This is a genomic window from Mycolicibacterium pallens (assembly GCF_019456675.1).
Lineage (GTDB): Bacteria > Actinomycetota > Actinomycetes > Mycobacteriales > Mycobacteriaceae > Mycobacterium > Mycobacterium crocinum.
This window is the reverse complement of record NZ_CP080333.1, coordinates 373,106-389,718: the sequence shown is the minus strand read 5'-3', so window position 1 is coordinate 389,718 and position 16,613 is coordinate 373,106. Positions and strand designations below refer to the sequence as shown.

Sequence of the window (16,613 nt, the reverse complement as noted above, 5' to 3'; positions counted from 1 at the left end):
CGAGTCAGACGATGGCCGAAACGGGTTTCTTGGCGATCCGGGCGTTCAGCCGCGGCATGACCTCCTCGGCGAGCAGTCGCATCGACTCCTTCCACGGCCCCGGGTTGTCGAGGTAGTCGAATCCGAGGATCAGTAGATGCCCGAATCCGCCGACCTGGTCGTAGGTGGCCTCCAGCTTGTCGACCACGGTTTCGACCGACCCGACCACAAAGGTGTTCTCGGCCAAGTACTCCGGGGTGACGTCTTCGTCGGGCACCGACGGGTTGTGCTTGTAGAACTTGGTCATCCCGAACATCCGGAACGTCGGCAGCACGTACTCGCGCATGTTGCGGCCCATCATGCCGTCGACGGCATAGCGGAATGCCTGTTCGTCGGTTTCGGCGACGACGACCTCGCGCACCAGGCGCCAATCCCGCCGATCGGGTGTCCGTCCGGACCGCTCGGCACCTTCCAGCACCGCATCCCAGTGCGTCGCAACATATTCGGTGTTGAGATCGAGACTCATCGGCAGATAGCCGCGCTCGCCGGCCAGCTTGAGCGTCTCGGAGCCCGCACTGAACCCGGTCACTCCGATCGGCGGGTGCGGCGCCTGGAAGGGCTTGATGTGGCGCTTCATCAGCCCTTCGAACATCGGGGCTATTCCGTTGGCATTCCAATACTTACCGCGGAACTCCCACGGCTGGTCCTCGGTCCAGACCTTCAACATGATTTCGAGCGCCTCACGGGTCATCTCGCGGTGCTCACCGTTCTGCCCGTCGACGTCGAACAACGCCCAGTCCCCCGGTATGCCACTGGCGCCGACGCCGAGCATAAAGCGGCCCTGCGCGAGGTGATCGAAGTAGGCCACCCGATGGGCCAGCTCCACCGGATGGTGATAGGGCAGCAGATGCGCGCCGGGAGCGAGCTTGATGTTCTTGGTCCGCAGCAGCGCTTGAGCCAGCAGCAGATCCGGCGCACAGATCGGTTCCCACGGCACCGTGAAGTGCTCGCCGACCCACGCCTCCACGTAGCCGAGCTCGTCAGCGAGCTGAATGAGGTCGAGATCCCACTGGGTCGCGTCGTACAAGCTGCGCTCTGGCGGATGCGCCGGCATCAGGAAAAGTCCGATCTCCATCATGAACCCTCTCGGTAGTGGTCGAGCAAGCGCATCTGTTCGGTCGACTGCGACTTACAACACAGTACTAGCAAGATACTTGATTCGATGCAAGAACCATTTTTCTTGCCTGTTTACCCAGTGGCAAGTTTCTGTCACGGCGTACTGCCTATGGACATTCTGCGCGTTGTCCGCGTAGCGTGCTGCATCAGCGGCGGCCATCCGCGGCAAGCGAAGGGAGCATTTGTGCAGCATTTCGACTACATCGGCTACGACCTGATCCAGGACGGCCGGATCGCCGTGATCACGCTCAATCGCCCAAAGCAACGCAACGCGCAGAACCGGGGAATGCTCGTCGAACTCGGGACGGCGTTCGAACTCGCCGAGGAGGACGACGGCGTTCGGGTGGTCATCCTGCGCGGAGCGGGCTCATGCTTCTCGGCGGGCCATGACTTGGGCTCCACCGATGACGTCCGCGAACGCTCCTCCGGCCCCGGTCAGCACCCCAGCTATCTCTGCAATGGCGGAACGCTGACCGGCGCCGATGCCAGGCACCGGCAGGAATGGCACTACTTCTTTCAAAACACCAAGCGCTGGCGCAATCTGCGGAAAATCACGATCGCCGAAGTACATGGGATGGTTCTGTCCGCCGGACTCATGTTGGCGTGGTGCTGCGACCTGATCGTCGCCGGCGACGACACGATCTTCGCCGATGTAGTCGGGACCCGTCTGGGCATGTGCGGCGTGGAGTACTTCGGTCATCCCTGGGAGTTCGGCCCGCGCAAGGCCAAGGAGCTATTGCTCACCGGCGACTCACTGGACGCCGACGATGCCCATGCACTCGGCATGGTCAGCAAGGTCTTCCCCACCGCCGAGCTCTCGGAACGCACCGTCGAATTCGCGCGCCGTATCGCCAAGGTGCCCACGATCGCCGCATTGCTCATCAAGGAGTCGGTGAATCAGACCGTAGATGCGATGGGCTTCTCCACCGCGCTGGACGCCTGCTTCTCCTTGCATCAGCTCAATCACTCGCATTGGGCCGAGATCAACGGCAACCCGCTGGGCATCGGGACGGTGGAGGACGGGCTCGAGGACTGGCGACTGGCCCCCGACATCCTGCCCGCCGCCAAGCATCGGCCCTGATCGGAGGAGCGAAGCACAGGTGGACATCGACTATCCGCGAGAAGCCGAGCGCTTTCGCGATGACATCCGGCTGTTCCTGGCCGAGAACCTGCCCGCCGGTTGGACCGGTCCCGGTGCACTGGCGCCCGAGGAGCGCGAGGAGCGCCGGCAATGGTGGCGCAAGATCCTCGCCGACCGCGGTTTGGTGGCGGTCTCCTGGCCGAAGGAATACGGCGGCGGCGGGCTCTCCGCGGTCGAGCAGGTGGTGCTGGCTGAGGAGTTCGCCCGCGCCGGTGCGCCCGAGCGAGAAGAGAATGACCTCCTCGGTATCGACCTGCTGGGCAACACTCTGATCGCGTTGGGCACCGAGGAACAGAAGAAGCACTTCCTGCCACGCATCTTGTCCGGCGAGGACCGCTGGTGCCAGGGGTTCTCCGAGCCGGACGCCGGCTCGGATCTGGCATCGGTGCGGACCAGGGCGGTTCTCGATGGCGACGAGTGGGTGATCAATGGCCAGAAGATCTGGACGTCGGCCGGTCCGACGGCCAATTGGATCTTCGTACTGGCCCGTACCGACCCCGCGGCACCGAAGCACAAGGGCTTGTCGATGCTGCTGGCGCCGGTCGACCAACCCGGCGTGGTGGTGCGCCCCATCGTCAACGCGGCCGGGCACGCGTCGTTCTCCGAAGTCTTCTTCACCGACGCCCGCGCTCGAGGCGCCGATGTCCTCGGCGGAGTAGGTGGCGGCTGGGGAACCGCAATGACCGTGCTCGGCTTCGAACGCGGTTCCCAGATCACCACGGCAGCAATTGAATTCGGTCGCGACCTGGATCGGCTTCGAGCGCTCGCCCGGCAGCGGGGCAAACACACCGATCCCCATGTCCGCAACGAGCTGGCGTGGTGTTACTCGCGTGTGCAGATCCTGCGCTATCAGGGTTTTCGCGGCCTGACCGCGCTCCTGAACGGCCAGCGGCCGGGAGCCGCCGCCGCGATCAACAAGGTGATCTGGAGTGAATACTTCCGGCGTGCCACCGATCTTGCCATCGACATCCTCGGTGTCGACGCACTGTGTGCCGACGGATCGGGAAATGGTGGCGCACTCATCATTCCGGTGTCCGGCACGGACAATTCGGCAGCCTGCTGGCTCGACGAACTGCTCTATGCGCGGGCAGCCACCATCTATGCCGGTAGCTCGCAGATCCAACGCAACGTGATCGGTGAGCAACTGCTGGGACTGCCGAAGGAGCCGCGCTGACATGGACTTTCAATACAGCACCGAATTGCTGGACTTCCGCGACTCGGTGCGCAGCTTCCTGCACGCGCATGGCGGCGATGAACGGCTCTGGCGCCGCCTGTGCGCAGAGTTGGAGCTGCCCGGGCTGTCGGTGCCGCCTCAGTACGGCGGGGTGGGAGCCACTCTCGTGGAATCGGCGATCGTGTTCGAGGAGTTCGGCCGCGCCCTTACCCCGGCACCGTTGGCATCTCATGTGTTCGCCGTCCACGCCGTGTTGATCATGGGCAGTGAGGAGCAACGCCAACGCTTGCTGCCCGCCCTGCTAGGCGGAGAGCGCCTCGCGGCCTTTGCGGCCACCAGACCCGAAGCCGGTGATCCCACATTGGCGAGTGCGTCGGCCGTCCGGCTCGGTGACCACACCGTCTTGGACGGGGTGTGCGAACCGGTCCTGCACGGCGTCGGCGCCGACCTGTTGGTGGTTCCGGCACGCACCGCCGACGTGATCGGTCTCTACGTGGTCAACGCAGGCGACCCGGGCGTCGACGTCGAGCAACTGCCGTCGTTCGACATCACCCGCCCGGTGGCCCGGGTGACCCTCCGCCAGGCCACGGCGGAGCCGCTCGATGCTGCCGCATCCGGTGGCCTCGAGAGGGTGCTAGATACCGCACGGGTGCTGCTGGCTGCCGAAATGCTGGGTGGTGCCGAGGCCTGTCTGGCGCGCAGTGTCGAGTATGCCTGCACCAGAACGCAATTCGATCGCCCGATCGGGACATTTCAGGCCGTCAAACACATGTGCGCGGAGATGGCGATCGAGATCGACGCGACCCGGGTGGCGGTGATGTTCGCGGCGATGAGCGCCGACGATCCCGCTGAACTCGCGGTGGCGGCCCCGCTGGTCAAGGCTCAAGCCGCCGACACGTTCACCCTGTGCGCGAACACCGCGACCCAGGTACACGGCGGTATCGCGTTCACCTGGGAGCACGACCTGCACCACTACCTACGCCGGGCCAAGTCGTGCGAAGCACTCTTCGGCGGCAGCAACCATCATCGTGCGCTGCTCGCCGATCGAGTCGGCTTATGACCTCTGCGTCGACGGGCATCACCCTCAGCGACGTCCTCGCCAGGCACGCCCGGGTCCGCCCTGACCGCACCGCGTTCGTCGATCCGCGTCGCCGCGGCACCTTCGGCGAGACCGACGCCCGTGTCACCCGGCTGGCCAACGCGTTGTCCCAGCGTGGAATCCGCCGCGGGGACCGGGTCGCCGTGCTGGGCCTCAACAGCCTCGAGGTCATCGAGACCTGGTTTGCCACAGCACGACTGGGCGCTATTGCCGTACCGCTGAATTTCCGCCTGGTGGCCGACGAGATCGCCTATCTGTTGGCCGACAGCGGCGCGGGACTTGTCGTGGTCGACGCCGCACTGGCCGGTGTCGTCGAACGGGCGCGAGTATCGTCGGTGCGCTCGGTGCTGACGATCGGCGACGACTTCGAGTCTGCTATCGACAGCGCAGCCGACGATCCCGTCGATATCGTCGTCGGCGATCAGGAGCCGGCCTTCATCATGTACACCTCCGGCACCACGGGCTTTCCCAAAGGTGCTGTGCTGAACCATCGCAACCTGTATCTGCATGCGTTCAGCTCGATCGCCACGCTCGGCCACATCCCCGACGACTGCTGGCTGGGGGTGGCACCCCTGTTCCACACCGCGGGCGTGTCCGGGATGCTGCCCGCGTTCCTGACCGGCGGCACCGTCGTCATTCCACCGTCGGGAGGATTCGACCCCGAGGCAACGGTGTGCACGATCGTCCGCGAGCGCGTGACCTCGTGCTGGATGACGCCATCCCAGTGGCAGATGGTCTGCGCGATGGACGGTCTCGGGCAATGGGATCTGTCCTATCTGCGGCGGATCTGGTGGGGTGCCGCACCGGCCTCTACCACGCTGCTGCAGAGCATGGCGGCCGCCTTCCCGGACGCGGAGATCGTCGCCGCGTTCGGCCAAACCGAGTGCAGCCCCATCACCTGCCTGCTGCACGGCGATGACGCCATCCGCAAGATCGGTTCGGTCGGCACGCCGATGCTCAACGTCGAGGCGCGCATCGTCGACGACGATATGAACGACGTAGCACCGGGGTCGGTCGGCGAAATCGTCTATCAGGGGCCGCTGGTGATGACGGAGTACTGGAACAAGCCGGTCCAGACCGCGGAGGCATTTCACGGCGGATGGTTCCACTCCGGCGACCTCGTCCGGCAGGATGAGGACGGCTACATCTACGTAGTCGACCGGAAGAAGGACATGATCATTTCGGGCGGAGAGAACATCTACAGCGCCGAGGTGGAGAACGTCGTGGCGGCTCACCCGAAGGTCGCCGAGGTGGCGATCATCGGCGTACCCGATCCGAAGTGGGGCGAGACTCCGCTGGCGGTGATCGTGGCGTGCGATCCCCAAGCCCCGCCCACCGAAGCCGAGATCGAGGCACACTGCCGCGAACACCTGGCTGCCTTCAAACGTCCACAGCGGATCGCCGTCGTTGACTCGTTGCCCCGCAACGCCAGCGGCAAGGTTGACAAGAGCGTGCTCCGTGAGCAGCACGCGGCGCCACGGTCCTACGCGGCCGGCCCCGACGGCGCGGCACTGCTCGACGAAACGATCGGCGCGAACTTCGAGCGCACGGCCGCGGCGCACCCCGATGTCGACGCGCTGGTCGAGGTCTCGACCGGCCGGTGTTGGAGCTACGCCGAACTGAACGACGAGATCGACCTTGTAGCCAGGGCGTTGATCGCCTCCGGCATCGGCAAGGGCGATCGGGTCGGAATCTGGGCGCCCAATTGCGCGGAATGGACGGTGGTGCAGTACGCCACCGCGAAAGCCGGTGCGATCCTGGTGACGATCAACCCCGCCTACCGGACGCACGAACTGGCCTATGTTTTGCGCCACGCTGGTGTGCGAATGTTGCTGTCCGCCAGCGAATTCAAGTCCTCCGACTATCGCAGCATGGTCGATGAAGTGCGCCCCGAGGTACCGGATCTGACCGAGGTGGTGTTTCTGGACTCGTCCGACTGGGAGGCGCTGAGGCGACGAGGCGACCAAGTGCCCATCGCCGAGCTGCGCGCCAGGATGGACTCGCTGACCCCAACGGACCCCATCAACATTCAATACACTTCCGGCACAACGGGTTCACCCAAAGGTGCGGTGCTGTCGCACCGCAACATCCTCAACAACGGGTTCTTCGTGACCGATCTGATCAACTTCGGCCCGGGTGACCGGTTGTGCATTCCAGTCCCCTTCTACCACTGCTTCGGCATGGTGATGGGCAACCTGGGCTGCACCACTCACGGTGCGACGATGGTGATTCCGTCGGCCGGCTTCGATCCGGCTGCGACGTTGGCCGCGGTCGAGCAGGAGCGCTGCACAGCGCTGTACGGGGTGCCCACGATGTTCATCGCGGTGCTCGGACATCCGGACCTGGCACACCGCAACGTCTCGTCACTGCGCACCGGCATCATGGCCGGCGCCCCCTGCCCGGTGGAGATCATGAAGCGTTGCGTCGACACATTGAACATGGCGGAGGTGTCCATCGCGTATGGCATGACCGAAACCTCACCGGTGTCCTGCCAAACGCTGCACGACGACGACCTCGAGCGGCGCACCGCCACCGTCGGGCGCGCTCACCCCCACGTCGAGGTCAAAATCGTCGACCCGGACACCGGCGTTGTCGTCGAGCGCGGTGCGACCGGTGAATTCTGCACCCGCGGTTACTCGGTGATGCTCGGCTACTGGAACGACGAGGACAAGACCCGCGACGCGATCGACGACGACGGGTGGATGCACACCGGCGATCTGGCGGTGATGCGCGACGACGGCTATTGCACGATCGTCGGCCGGATCAAAGACATGGTCATCCGCGGTGGAGAGAACGTCTACCCCAGAGAGATCGAGGAATTCCTACATACCCACCCCGATATCGACGACGTGCAGGTGATCGGCGTGCCCGACCCGAGATTCGGCGAGGAGATCTGCGCGTGGATCAAGATGCGCCCCGGGAGCTCCCCGCTCGACGTCGACGGGGTGCGTGCGTTTGCGACCGGAAAGCTTGCGCACTACAAGATTCCGCGCTATGTGCGGGTAGTCGAAGACTTTCCGATGACCGTCACCGGGAAGGTGCGCAAGGTCGAAATGCGTGCCGAGATGGTGCGATTGCTCGACGCGCAGCCTCAGTGAACTCCCTCCATCAGCCGGCTCACTCGGGGTGACAACGCCCACACCACTACGCCGACTACCACCGCGACAGCGCCGAGGATGCCGAAGTAGGCGAACTCGCGGTCGGGATGGTAATAGCCGGACAGCACCCCCGACATCGAGGTGCCCAGGCCGACCGAGAAGAAATACAACGCCATCATCTGTGCGCGAAATGCGTTGGGCGCCAACTGTGTGGTGACCGACAGCCCGATGGGCGACAGCATCAGCTCGGAGATCGCGAAGACCGCCATGATCGCCGCAACGGCCAGCGCCGGAACGCTGCGCCCGGTCGTCCCGGCCATCGGCAGGAACAGCAGGAACGCCGCGCCCATACCGATGACGCCATAGGCGAACTTGCGTGGGGTGGTGGGCGCGCGCCGGCCCAACTTGGTCCACATCGTCGCGAACAGCGGTGACAGCAGGATGATCCACACCGGTTCGATGGAGCCGATCCAGTTCGACGGCGCCCGCCAACCGAAGATCGACCAGTTCATCCGTTCGTCGGAGTACACCGCCAGCACCGTGAAGATCTGCTGGAACAGCGACCAGAACACCGCGTTCGCGATGAACAGCGGGATGAAGGCACGCACCCGGGTTCGCTCCAGCGGTTCGACGCGCGGACTGCGCAACATCACCGCGAAATACCCGATCGAGGCGACGATCAGAATTCCGGTGGTCACCTGAGACAGGTTGGCCAGGGTGATCAAGCCGGCGACGAAGGCAATGACGACGGCCACCACGACCACCACCGCGATACCGGCGGTACGCAGAAACTCTTTGTGTGACAACGGGTTCGGCGGGGTGCGGCCGTGGCTGCCGAGGTTGCGCCGGAACACCACATATTGGGTCAGCCCGAGCGCCATGCCGACGGCCGCGGCGCCGAAGCCGTAGTGGAAGCCAAGTTTGGTCTGCAGGAGACCGGTGATCAACGGGCCGACGAACGAACCGAGGTTGATACCGAGATAGAACAAGGTGAACCCGCCGTCGCGGCGTGGATCACCGTCCTCGTAGAGCGTGCCCAGCAGGGATGAGGCGTTGGCCTTCAGCGCGCCGGACCCCAGCGCGATCAACACCAGTCCCACACCCACGCCCGCGAGTCCGGGCAGTACGGCCAACGCGATGTGGCCGCACATGACCACCACCCCGCCATACAGCGCGGTCCGCTCCATACCCAGCAGCCGATCGGCCACCCAGCCGCCCAGCACCGTGGACAGATACACCAGACCGCCGTACGCGCCGACGATGCCGGTCGCGGTGGCCTTGGGCAGCTCCAGGCCGCCGTCGGTGAGCGAGTAGTACAGGTAGTAGCCCAGAATCGTGAGCATCCCGTAATAGGAGAAGCGCTCCCACAATTCGACGCCGAAGAGGTTGGCCAGGCCTACGGGATGGCCGAAAAAGGTTCGTTGCGCGGGCACGTTCTCGGTTCCGACGGCATCAGCCATGGATTTCACCATGCCACATCGCACCACTCACCAGAGCAGGATGATGGTCTCCGGCTCGCGCTCGTCGTCCCCGGACGCCGGGTCGCCCTGCGGTGCCATCCGGGCGAGCGGCAGCTCGATGACGTCGGCAAGGCGGCGCGGTTCTGCGTGCGGGGAGGTCACAACGTCAGTGTTGTGGGACCGACGCCCGCTGTCACGAGTAGTCGCTACTCGAAACACTGCCGGTTACGCCCACTGATCCCACGGAACACTCCAGTCCCCGTTCTGCCAGAGCTGAAGCGGCTTACCCCCGGTGTTGCGCACTTCGACGACGTCGCCGGGCACCGAGAAGTTGTAGAACCAGATTGCGTTGTCGCGGTTGAGGTTCAGGCAACCGTGGCTGGTATCGGTGTTGCCCTGCGCCCAGACCGTCGCGTCCAGCTCGTGCAGGTACACGCCGTCGGTGCTGATGCGCACCGCGTACGGGATCGTCTCCTTGTATCCGAGATGGGAGTTGATCGGCAGACCGTACGTCGAGGAATCCATGACCACCGGATTGCTCTTGTCCAGAACGGTGTAGGTGCCGGGCTGGGTCCAGAAGCTCAGGGTTGTGTTGCCGACCTTCTCGGTACCGCCGCGCCCCATCGACGTGGGCATGGTGCGGACCAGGTTTCCGCCGTCGAACACGGTCACCTGCTTGGTCTTGTCGTCGGCGATCGAGATGTGCGAGGCGCCGATGGTGAATGTCAGCGGCGCGCCGGGGCCGGGGGTGACGGTCACGACGGTGCCGGGCGCGTAGTACTGCGGCGGGCGCCAATGCATGGTCTTGTCGTCGACCCAGTGCCAGGCACCGCTGACCGGAGGAGAGGTGTCGACCTGCAGCGCCTGCTCGGCCAGTGCGCGATCGCCGACGGGGGCGTCGAAATGCGCGACGATCACGGTGCCGATGCCGTAGGTGCCGCCGTTGCGCAGCGGCGCGTTGGCGGTGGTGGTGAAGCCCACCGGCGGCAACACCTCGTCGGCGTGCGCGAGCCCGGTTGGGGCGACCTGTACCGCGAGCAATCCGATCACCACGGACAGCAGAACTCGTGCCCAGCGGCGGCTCACTTCACCCATTCACATCTCCACGATCGACGCAGTCAACCGGTCGATCATGGTGCATGACAGCGATTTTGCCTAGTTGCGCAGCTAGCCCGGCGAGGACGAGGTCGGGGTGGTGGTGATCTGCGGCGTGGCGATCGACGCCGATACCGACGGCTGGCCGGGCGATGTGCTCGTGGTGGCGCCGGTCGTCATCGTGTTGGTCGCCGGCACCGTGAAGGACCCGGGATCGGACATCACCGTTTCACCGCCGCCGCGCTCCACCTGAATGACCACGAGAAACACGCCCGCCAGGGCCGCGCTCGCGCCCACCAGTGCCGCACCGATCTTCGAGCGGGTTCGTCGGCTCGCACTCATGCGGCTCGGTTAGCCGGATCGGTGAACCGCCAAACGTCGTATGGGCTGCTGTGAATCTGCTGTCAGTGCCGGCGCAGTGTCGCCGCCGCGGCCAGCACGGTTGCGGTCAACGATTCCATCAGTGGGCTGTCGAGTTTCCAGCACTGCCAGAACAGCGGGACATCCAGGTGGGCATCGCAGATTTGAACGAACGACCGGTCAGCGAGGGCCGCAGCGGCGGACTGCTCCGGGTACATTCCCCAACCGAGTCCGGCGTGCACCGCGGCTCCGAAGCCTTCCGAGGTGGGCACGTAACTGACCGGCCGATCGACTGCACGACGAAAGACCTTGCGCACCAGCATATCCTGCAGAGCGTCGTCGCGGTTCCACGCCAGGGACGGCGCGGATCCGACCGCATCGACAGTGAAACCAGTTGGGAGATAACGCTGCACGAACTCCGCGCTGGCCACCGGCAGATACCGCATCACGCCCAGCGGCTGAACCCGGCACCCCGGAACCGGCGTGCGCTCGGTGGTGACCGCACCCATGACGACACCCTCCCGCAACAGCCGCGCGGAATGGTCCTGATCTTCGATACGGATGTCGAACAACACGTCGGACAGTTCTGACAGCACCCGCGCGAACCAGGTCACCATGGAGTCCGCGTTGACCGCCATGGCGATGCGCGGACGCGGTGCCGACTCACCGCCGCCCGTCATCTCGGCGATGGCCTCGGCCTCCAGCATCGCTGTCTGGGCGGCCAGCCGCAGTAGCGGTGCACCCGCAGCTGTTGGCAGACAGGGCTTTCCGCGGACCAGCAGAACCTGGCCCACCTGCTTTTCCAGCGCCTTGATGCGCTGGCTCACCGCCGACGGCGTCACGTGCAGTTGGTCGGCCGCCGCTTCGAAACTGCCGAGTTCGACGATCGCGGCGAAGGCCGCGAGCTGACCCGCATCGAGGCGGGCCTCACCTGGGGCGCTCAGTAGCAGGGGTCCGAACCGGGGGTGTAATACGGCACCCCCTGCGGCGTGTAGCACGGCGGCTGCCCTGATGCCGCCTGCGCTGCAGCGTCATCGTCGGAGGCCACTGCGCCCGCAACCGCGGCATCCCCGGCGACGTTGGTGCAGCCACCGACATTCACGTGCCGCCCGCCGACGTCGCCGCACACATCGGCGTACGCGCCGGGTGCGACAGCCACCGGTACAGCGGCCAATGCCATAGCGCTCAACAGCGCCGCTGCCAGCTTCTTCATGGTCAGTACTTCCCCTCTTACTACCGACTCACCGGCATTATCGCCGCTGCCGGGGGTCGCCGCGGCCAATTCAGGCCAAGGAGTAGCGGATCGGCAGGTGCTTGATCCCGCCCACGAAGGTGGTGGCCATCAGCTCGGGCTCGCCGGCGAGTTCGAAGGACTTGATGCGGGGGACGAGTTCGGTGAAGAAGCTGTTCATCTCCATCCGGGCCAGCGCGGCACCGAGGCAGAAGTGCACCCCGTAGCCGAAGGACAGGTGCTTGTTGGGATCGCGCGCGACGTCGAAGCGCATCGGGTCGTCGAAGACGTCTTCGTCGCGGTTGGCCGAAACATAGGACAGCAGAACGGCTTCGCCCTTGGCGATGGGGACGCCGCGGACTTCGGCGTCGGCTTGGGCGGTGCGCATGAATTCCTTGACCGGAACCACGCAGCGGATCATCTCCTCGACCGCGGTGCCCATCAGGCCGGGATCGTTCTGCAGCCGCTGCAATTCGCCTGGGTTGCGCAGCAATTCGAGCAATCCACCCGCAATGCCCGCACTGGTGGTGTCGTGGCCGGCGCTGGCGACGATCACGTAATAGGAGGCAGTGTCCATGTCGGACAGCGGCTCTCCGTTGATCGTGGCGTTGGCGATCGCGGACGTGAGGTCTTCGGTTGGGTTCTCCCGGCGGGACGCAGTCAGCGCGGAGAAGTAGTTGAAGAAGTCCAGCAGCACCGCGAGCATCGCGTCACCCGAGTCGCCGCGCTGGAACTCGGTGTCGTCGCCACCGAACAGTTCCTGGGTGAGCTTGAGCATCCGCGGGAAGTCCGACTCCGGCAGACCCAGCAGCGTCAGGATGACGTACAGCGGATAGTTGACCGCGATCTCCTGCGCGAAATCGAGTTCCGGGCCGCGCTCCACCATCTGATCGACGTAAATCTTGGCCAGCTCGTCGCAGCGAGCCTTCAAGGCGCGCATGGCTTTCGGACGGAACCAGTCGGCGCCGATCTTGCGCATGTCACGGTGGTGCGGGTCGTCCATGTGGATCAGCGTGGACAAGCCGATTCCGGCTTCCCGGTCGGCGCGCAGCTTGTCGTCGAGTTCGGTCGCCACCAGGATCGAGCGAGGGTCGTTGGTGAACAGATCGTTCTGCCGCTCGATGTCCATGACGTCCGCGTGCTTGGTGATCGCCCAGAACGGCCGGTAGCCCTCGACGTCGACCCACGACACGGGGGCGTGCTTACGCAGGTGTGCGAGCGCCGCGTGAAGACCCGGCTCGTCGGTGTAGGCCAGCGGGTTGGCCAGCGCGCGCGCCGCGTCATCCATGATCCGTGTCGTCATCGGTGGCTCCTTGCGCCCGGCGGGTAATCTGGAACGACTTCGTTCTGGATTATGGTGTGGCACACACCATGGGTCAAGATGGCGTCATGGTTGTCGAAGGACGTACCTACGGGGGGCTCAGCTCTCGGCAGCGCTCGCAGGAACGCCGCGAGCGACTGCTCGATGCCGCACGCACCCTGATCGCCGAAGTCGGGGTGGCGCCGCTGACCGTCGACCTGGTGTGCCAACGCGCGAAGCTGAGCAAGCGGTACTTCTACACCGAGTTCACCACGAAGGACGACCTTCTGGACGCCTGCGCCGAAGAGCTGTACGGCCGGCTGAAGGCGGCGATGGAGGACGTGCTGAGCACCGTTGCCCTGCCCGATCGGGCTCATGGCGTACTGAAGACAGTGATCCACACGCTGGTCGCCAGCGCGGCCGACGCCCGCCTCTACATGGAGTCGCCCGGCTTTCCCCGGCTTCGCCAGCTGCAGCAGCGGGAAGTCGGTGAGTTCACCGAACGCATCGCCGCCGAAGCCATGCCTTTCGAAGGATCACCCAAGCCGTCGGTGGACCGTCTGCTCGCCACCAGAGCAATGGTCACCGCCGCCACGGAGCTCATCAGCGCGTGGCTGCACGGCGACATCGACACCGATGAGGAGACCCTCGTCGCCACCCTGACCGCCATCACACTCGGAGCGGCCGGGGCGGCGTGATGAGCTTTTCGCCCGCGACCGTCATCGAGACGATCCCGCTGAGCCCATGGCTGCGTCGGGTCAGCTTGCGCATCGAAGACCCCGGTGCGCTGGCCCTCGCGCCGGGTGCCGATGCCGCCGTCGGCGTGTACTTCGACGCCCAGTCACCCGACGAAGGCCGCACCTACTCCGTGCGCCGCCATGACGGGGACGAGATCGATCTCGATGTCGCGCTGCATCCCGGCGGTCCCGGCAGCCGCTGGGCGCAGACGGCCACACCAGGTGATCGGGTCGGGCTGAACTACGCCCGTGCGTGGTACCGGCCGCCACCGGAAACGATGTGGCAGTTGTTGGTGGCCGATCTCGCCGGGCTGCCGGCCGCCGCCCGGATCATGGCCGAAACACCCGTCGCCGTCGCGACCACCGTCGTCGTCGAGGTCGTCGATCACCGGGACCTGGATTACCTTCCGGTCCGCCCCGGCGTCACGCTCGTACCCACCCTCGGCACCGGAAACGGTGTCGTCCCGAGCCGCCTGGTGGACCTGGTGGGTCAGATCGATCTGCCGGCGGAGGGGTACTGCTGGTTCGCCGGCGAGGCCGGCGCATCCCGAGCGGTCCGCAAATACCTTCGCGGCCACGGCTGGACCGTCGACCAATACGACGTCGCCGGGTATTGGCGGATGGACTCGACCGACTGGGACGCGAAGTTCGCGGCGGTCGGGGACGAGCTGTTCGGGATCTACCAGCGGGCGATCGCCGACGGCAAAGGCGACAGGGTGGCCCTCGAGGAGTTCGAGGACGCGCTGGAAGAAGCCGGTCTGTAGCCAGACTAGGTATGACGTGCGCGAATGCGACCCGCGCGGCAGCCGATCGTGCTGTGCTTGTGATCTCCATCACCTATAGTTCATATGATGAGCCAGGTCACAATCGGAGGTGTTCGATGAGCTCCATGGAACGTCCTCAAGGGCCGAGAGTCGTACCGCTCCCCCGCGCCGCCATCAATCCGCACCCGATTCGGGCCGCCCTCCTGATGGTCGCCATCTTCGTCGCCGGCGTGGCCGGAGTGGCGGTGGCTATGTCCATGGGCCATCCCGCATTCGTCCTGAGCATCGTGCTCATCACGTTCGGGCTCATCGCCGCCAACGCCCTCTGCTGAGCATTAGCGCGGCTTAACCAGCCGTAGAATCTTTAGCTGGACTGTTGCTACGGCCGTTCATACCGTCGTGGCATGACCTCGCCCCTGCTCGTCGGCTTCCTGACGTCGTTCACCCTGATCGCGGCCATTGGCGCCCAGAACGCCTTCGTGCTGCGACAGGGCATCCGCGGTGAACACGTCCTCGCGGTGGTCAGCGTGTGCGCGGTCTCGGATCTGCTGCTCATCACCGCCGGCATCGCCGGAATCGGCGCCGTCATCACCGCCCACCCGCAAACCGTCACCGTCGCCAAGATCGGCGGCGCGGCATTCCTCTTCGGATACGGCGCGCTGGCGGCCCGGCGAGCATTCAAGCCGTCGAGCATGGCGCCCGCGCAGAACGGGTCCACCCGGCTGATCTCGGTCCTACTGACGTGCCTGGCCATGACCTTCCTCAACCCACACGTCTATCTGGACACCGTCGTCTTGCTCGGAACGCTGGCCAACCAGCACGCCGATAGCCGGTGGTTGTTCGGCGTCGGCGCGGTGACCGCCAGCGTGGTCTGGTTCTTCGGCCTGGGGTTCGGCGCACGACGGCTGGCCGGGATCTTCGCCACTCCGATGACGTGGCGAATCCTCGACGGTCTGATTGCGGTCACAATGATTGGACTCGGCATCTCGCTGGTGGTGGGTTAATCTCGCGCCGTGAGCGCGCAGTGGACAAGGCGTGGGTTCCTGGGGGCCGCCGGAGCGGCGGGGGTGCTGCTTGCCGCGGCGTGCTCGCCGAAGACATCCGGTGACGATGCCGACCCGAAATCGGTGACGATCAAGCACATCTTCGGCGAAACCACCGTCCCGGCACCGCCCAAACGAGTCGTCAGCGCCGGATTCACCGAGCAGGATGACCTTCTCGCGGTCGGGGTGGTTCCCATCGCGGTGACCAACTGGTTCGGCGACCAGCCCTACGGGGTCTGGCCCTGGGCCGAACCCAAGCTCGGATCGGCCCAGCCCGTTGTGCTGAACTTGGACAACGGGATTCAGGTGGATCAGATCGCCGCGCTGAAGCCCGACCTGATCGTCGCGGTGAACGCCGGACTCGATGCCGACACCTACAAGAAACTCTCGGCCATCGCCCCGACCATCGCCCAATCCGGCTATGACGCCTTCTTCGAGCCGTGGAAGGACCAGGCCGCCGCGGTGGGTACCGCGGTCTTCCAGGGCAGGCAGATGAAGCAGTTGATCGCCGACATCGACGGCAAGTTCGCCGACGTGGCCAAGAACAACGCCACCTTCAAGGACAAAAAGGCGGCGCTGCTGGCAGGCAGCTTCTTCGACGGCACCCTGACCGCGACGCTGCCGGGCTGGCGGACCGATTTCCTGACGTCGATGGGCTTCCAGATCGCCGACGGCATCAAGGCCTACGCCGTCGACGACCACCGGGCTGCCATCCCCCGCGACAAGCTCGCCGACGCCCTCGGCTGGGCAGACGTGGTGGTCTGGTCCACCGAGAGCGATGCCGACCAGGCCGCACTACTGGCCGATCCGGCGATTGCGGCGCTGGCTGCTCGGAATGTCTTCACCGGCAAGGATCTCGCCGGCGCGATCGCGTTCGCCTCGCCGCTGTCCTATCCGATCGTGGCCGATCAGCTGCCGCCGCTGCTGTTGCGCGCGCTGGGCTGAGCGGCCGTGCT

The 16,613-nt window shown here is 65.5% G+C and carries 16 protein-coding genes and 2 pseudogenes; 10 read left to right on the top strand and 8 right to left on the bottom strand.

The genetic code is table 11. The annotated features are described in order from the left end of the window. Positions 1 to 4: 4 nt before the first annotated feature. Complete coding sequence (locus K0O64_RS01815; RefSeq protein WP_071950147.1) at positions 5 to 1,114, bottom strand: LLM class flavin-dependent oxidoreductase; 1,110 nt, start codon at positions 1,112 to 1,114, stop codon at positions 5 to 7. Positions 1,115 to 1,339: 225 nt separating this feature from the next. Here K0O64_RS01815 and K0O64_RS01810 point away from each other — a divergent pair, with 225 nt between their 5' ends. From K0O64_RS01810 to K0O64_RS30055, 5 genes and pseudogenes are all read left to right on the top strand, one after another. After that, entirely contained in the window at positions 1,340 to 2,236 is an 897-nt protein-coding gene (locus K0O64_RS01810) for an enoyl-CoA hydratase (RefSeq protein ID WP_096309632.1), read from the top strand. A gap of 19 nt (positions 2,237 to 2,255) precedes the next feature. After that, a complete protein-coding gene (locus K0O64_RS01805) occupies positions 2,256 to 3,470 on the top strand; it encodes an acyl-CoA dehydrogenase family protein (RefSeq protein WP_220045964.1) in 1,215 nt (404 codons plus the stop codon). Between the two features lies 1 nt (position 3,471). After that, a complete protein-coding gene (locus K0O64_RS01800) occupies positions 3,472 to 4,530 on the top strand; it encodes an acyl-CoA dehydrogenase family protein (protein ID WP_096309630.1) in 1,059 nt (352 codons plus the stop codon). Beyond that, positions 4,527 to 5,996, top strand: a pseudogene (locus K0O64_RS30060) (long-chain-fatty-acid--CoA ligase); the annotation flags it as partial. The gene K0O64_RS01800 and the pseudogene K0O64_RS30060, both read left to right, overlap by 4 nt. Positions 5,997 to 6,020: 24 nt before the next feature. After that, positions 6,021 to 7,667: an AMP-binding protein gene (locus K0O64_RS30055; RefSeq protein WP_230986073.1), complete on the top strand. Its 1,647-nt coding sequence runs from the start codon at positions 6,021 to 6,023 to the stop codon at positions 7,665 to 7,667. Here K0O64_RS30055 and K0O64_RS01790 read toward each other — a convergent pair. The 7 genes and pseudogenes from K0O64_RS01790 to K0O64_RS01765 all read right to left on the bottom strand — a co-directional run bounded on the left by K0O64_RS01790 (position 7,661) and on the right by K0O64_RS01765 (position 13,116). Continuing rightward, positions 7,661 to 9,127, bottom strand: a complete 1,467-nt coding sequence (locus K0O64_RS01790; protein ID WP_220045962.1) for a peptide MFS transporter — start codon at positions 9,125 to 9,127, stop codon at positions 7,661 to 7,663. The genes K0O64_RS30055 and K0O64_RS01790 overlap by 7 nt on opposite strands. A gap of 27 nt (positions 9,128 to 9,154) precedes the next feature. Next, positions 9,155 to 9,289 carry a hypothetical protein gene (locus tag K0O64_RS30120; RefSeq protein WP_269147155.1) on the bottom strand — a complete coding sequence of 45 codons (135 nt, stop codon included), beginning with the start codon at positions 9,287 to 9,289 and terminating at the stop codon, positions 9,155 to 9,157. A gap of 63 nt (positions 9,290 to 9,352) precedes the next feature. Then, a pseudogene (locus K0O64_RS01785) lies at positions 9,353 to 10,102 on the bottom strand (L,D-transpeptidase); the annotation flags it as partial. A 192-nt stretch (positions 10,103 to 10,294) separates the two neighbouring features. Further along, on the bottom strand, positions 10,295 to 10,564 hold the full coding sequence (locus K0O64_RS01780; RefSeq protein ID WP_071948040.1) for a hypothetical protein: 270 nt from the start codon (positions 10,562 to 10,564) through the stop codon (positions 10,295 to 10,297). Positions 10,565 to 10,626: 62 nt separating this feature from the next. Further along, the gene (locus K0O64_RS01775; protein ID WP_071950150.1) at positions 10,627 to 11,526 is read right to left on the bottom strand and encodes a LysR family transcriptional regulator ArgP; all 900 of its coding nucleotides are present in this window, start codon (positions 11,524 to 11,526) and stop codon (positions 10,627 to 10,629) included. Continuing rightward, the gene (locus K0O64_RS01770) at positions 11,523 to 11,795 is read right to left on the bottom strand and encodes a hypothetical protein (protein ID WP_096309627.1); all 273 of its coding nucleotides are present in this window, start codon (positions 11,793 to 11,795) and stop codon (positions 11,523 to 11,525) included. The genes K0O64_RS01775 and K0O64_RS01770 overlap by 4 nt, the downstream gene beginning before the upstream one ends. A gap of 70 nt (positions 11,796 to 11,865) precedes the next feature. Beyond that, positions 11,866 to 13,116, bottom strand: coding sequence for a cytochrome P450 (locus tag K0O64_RS01765; protein WP_220045961.1), 1,251 nt, complete (start codon positions 13,114 to 13,116; stop codon positions 11,866 to 11,868). Positions 13,117 to 13,202: 86 nt separating this feature from the next. Between K0O64_RS01765 and K0O64_RS01760 the strand changes: the two genes are divergently transcribed. The 5 genes from K0O64_RS01760 to K0O64_RS01740 all read left to right on the top strand — a co-directional run bounded on the left by K0O64_RS01760 (position 13,203) and on the right by K0O64_RS01740 (position 16,602). Further along, positions 13,203 to 13,811 (top strand): TetR/AcrR family transcriptional regulator, encoded by a 609-nt coding sequence (locus K0O64_RS01760; RefSeq protein ID WP_220045960.1) that lies wholly within the window; start codon positions 13,203 to 13,205, stop codon positions 13,809 to 13,811. After that, positions 13,811 to 14,614 carry a siderophore-interacting protein gene (locus K0O64_RS01755; RefSeq protein WP_096309625.1) on the top strand — a complete coding sequence of 268 codons (804 nt, stop codon included), beginning with the start codon at positions 13,811 to 13,813 and terminating at the stop codon, positions 14,612 to 14,614. The genes K0O64_RS01760 and K0O64_RS01755 overlap by 1 nt, the downstream gene beginning before the upstream one ends. Before the next feature lie 125 nt (positions 14,615 to 14,739). Next, a complete protein-coding gene (locus K0O64_RS01750) occupies positions 14,740 to 14,946 on the top strand; it encodes a hypothetical protein (protein WP_125477363.1) in 207 nt (68 codons plus the stop codon). Positions 14,947 to 15,018: 72 nt separating this feature from the next. Further along, the gene (locus K0O64_RS01745; RefSeq protein WP_096309624.1) at positions 15,019 to 15,618 is read left to right on the top strand and encodes a LysE/ArgO family amino acid transporter; all 600 of its coding nucleotides are present in this window, start codon (positions 15,019 to 15,021) and stop codon (positions 15,616 to 15,618) included. Positions 15,619 to 15,627: 9 nt separating this feature from the next. After that, positions 15,628 to 16,602, top strand: coding sequence for an ABC transporter substrate-binding protein (locus K0O64_RS01740; protein WP_096309623.1), 975 nt, complete (start codon positions 15,628 to 15,630; stop codon positions 16,600 to 16,602). Positions 16,603 to 16,613: the final 11 nt, after the last annotated feature.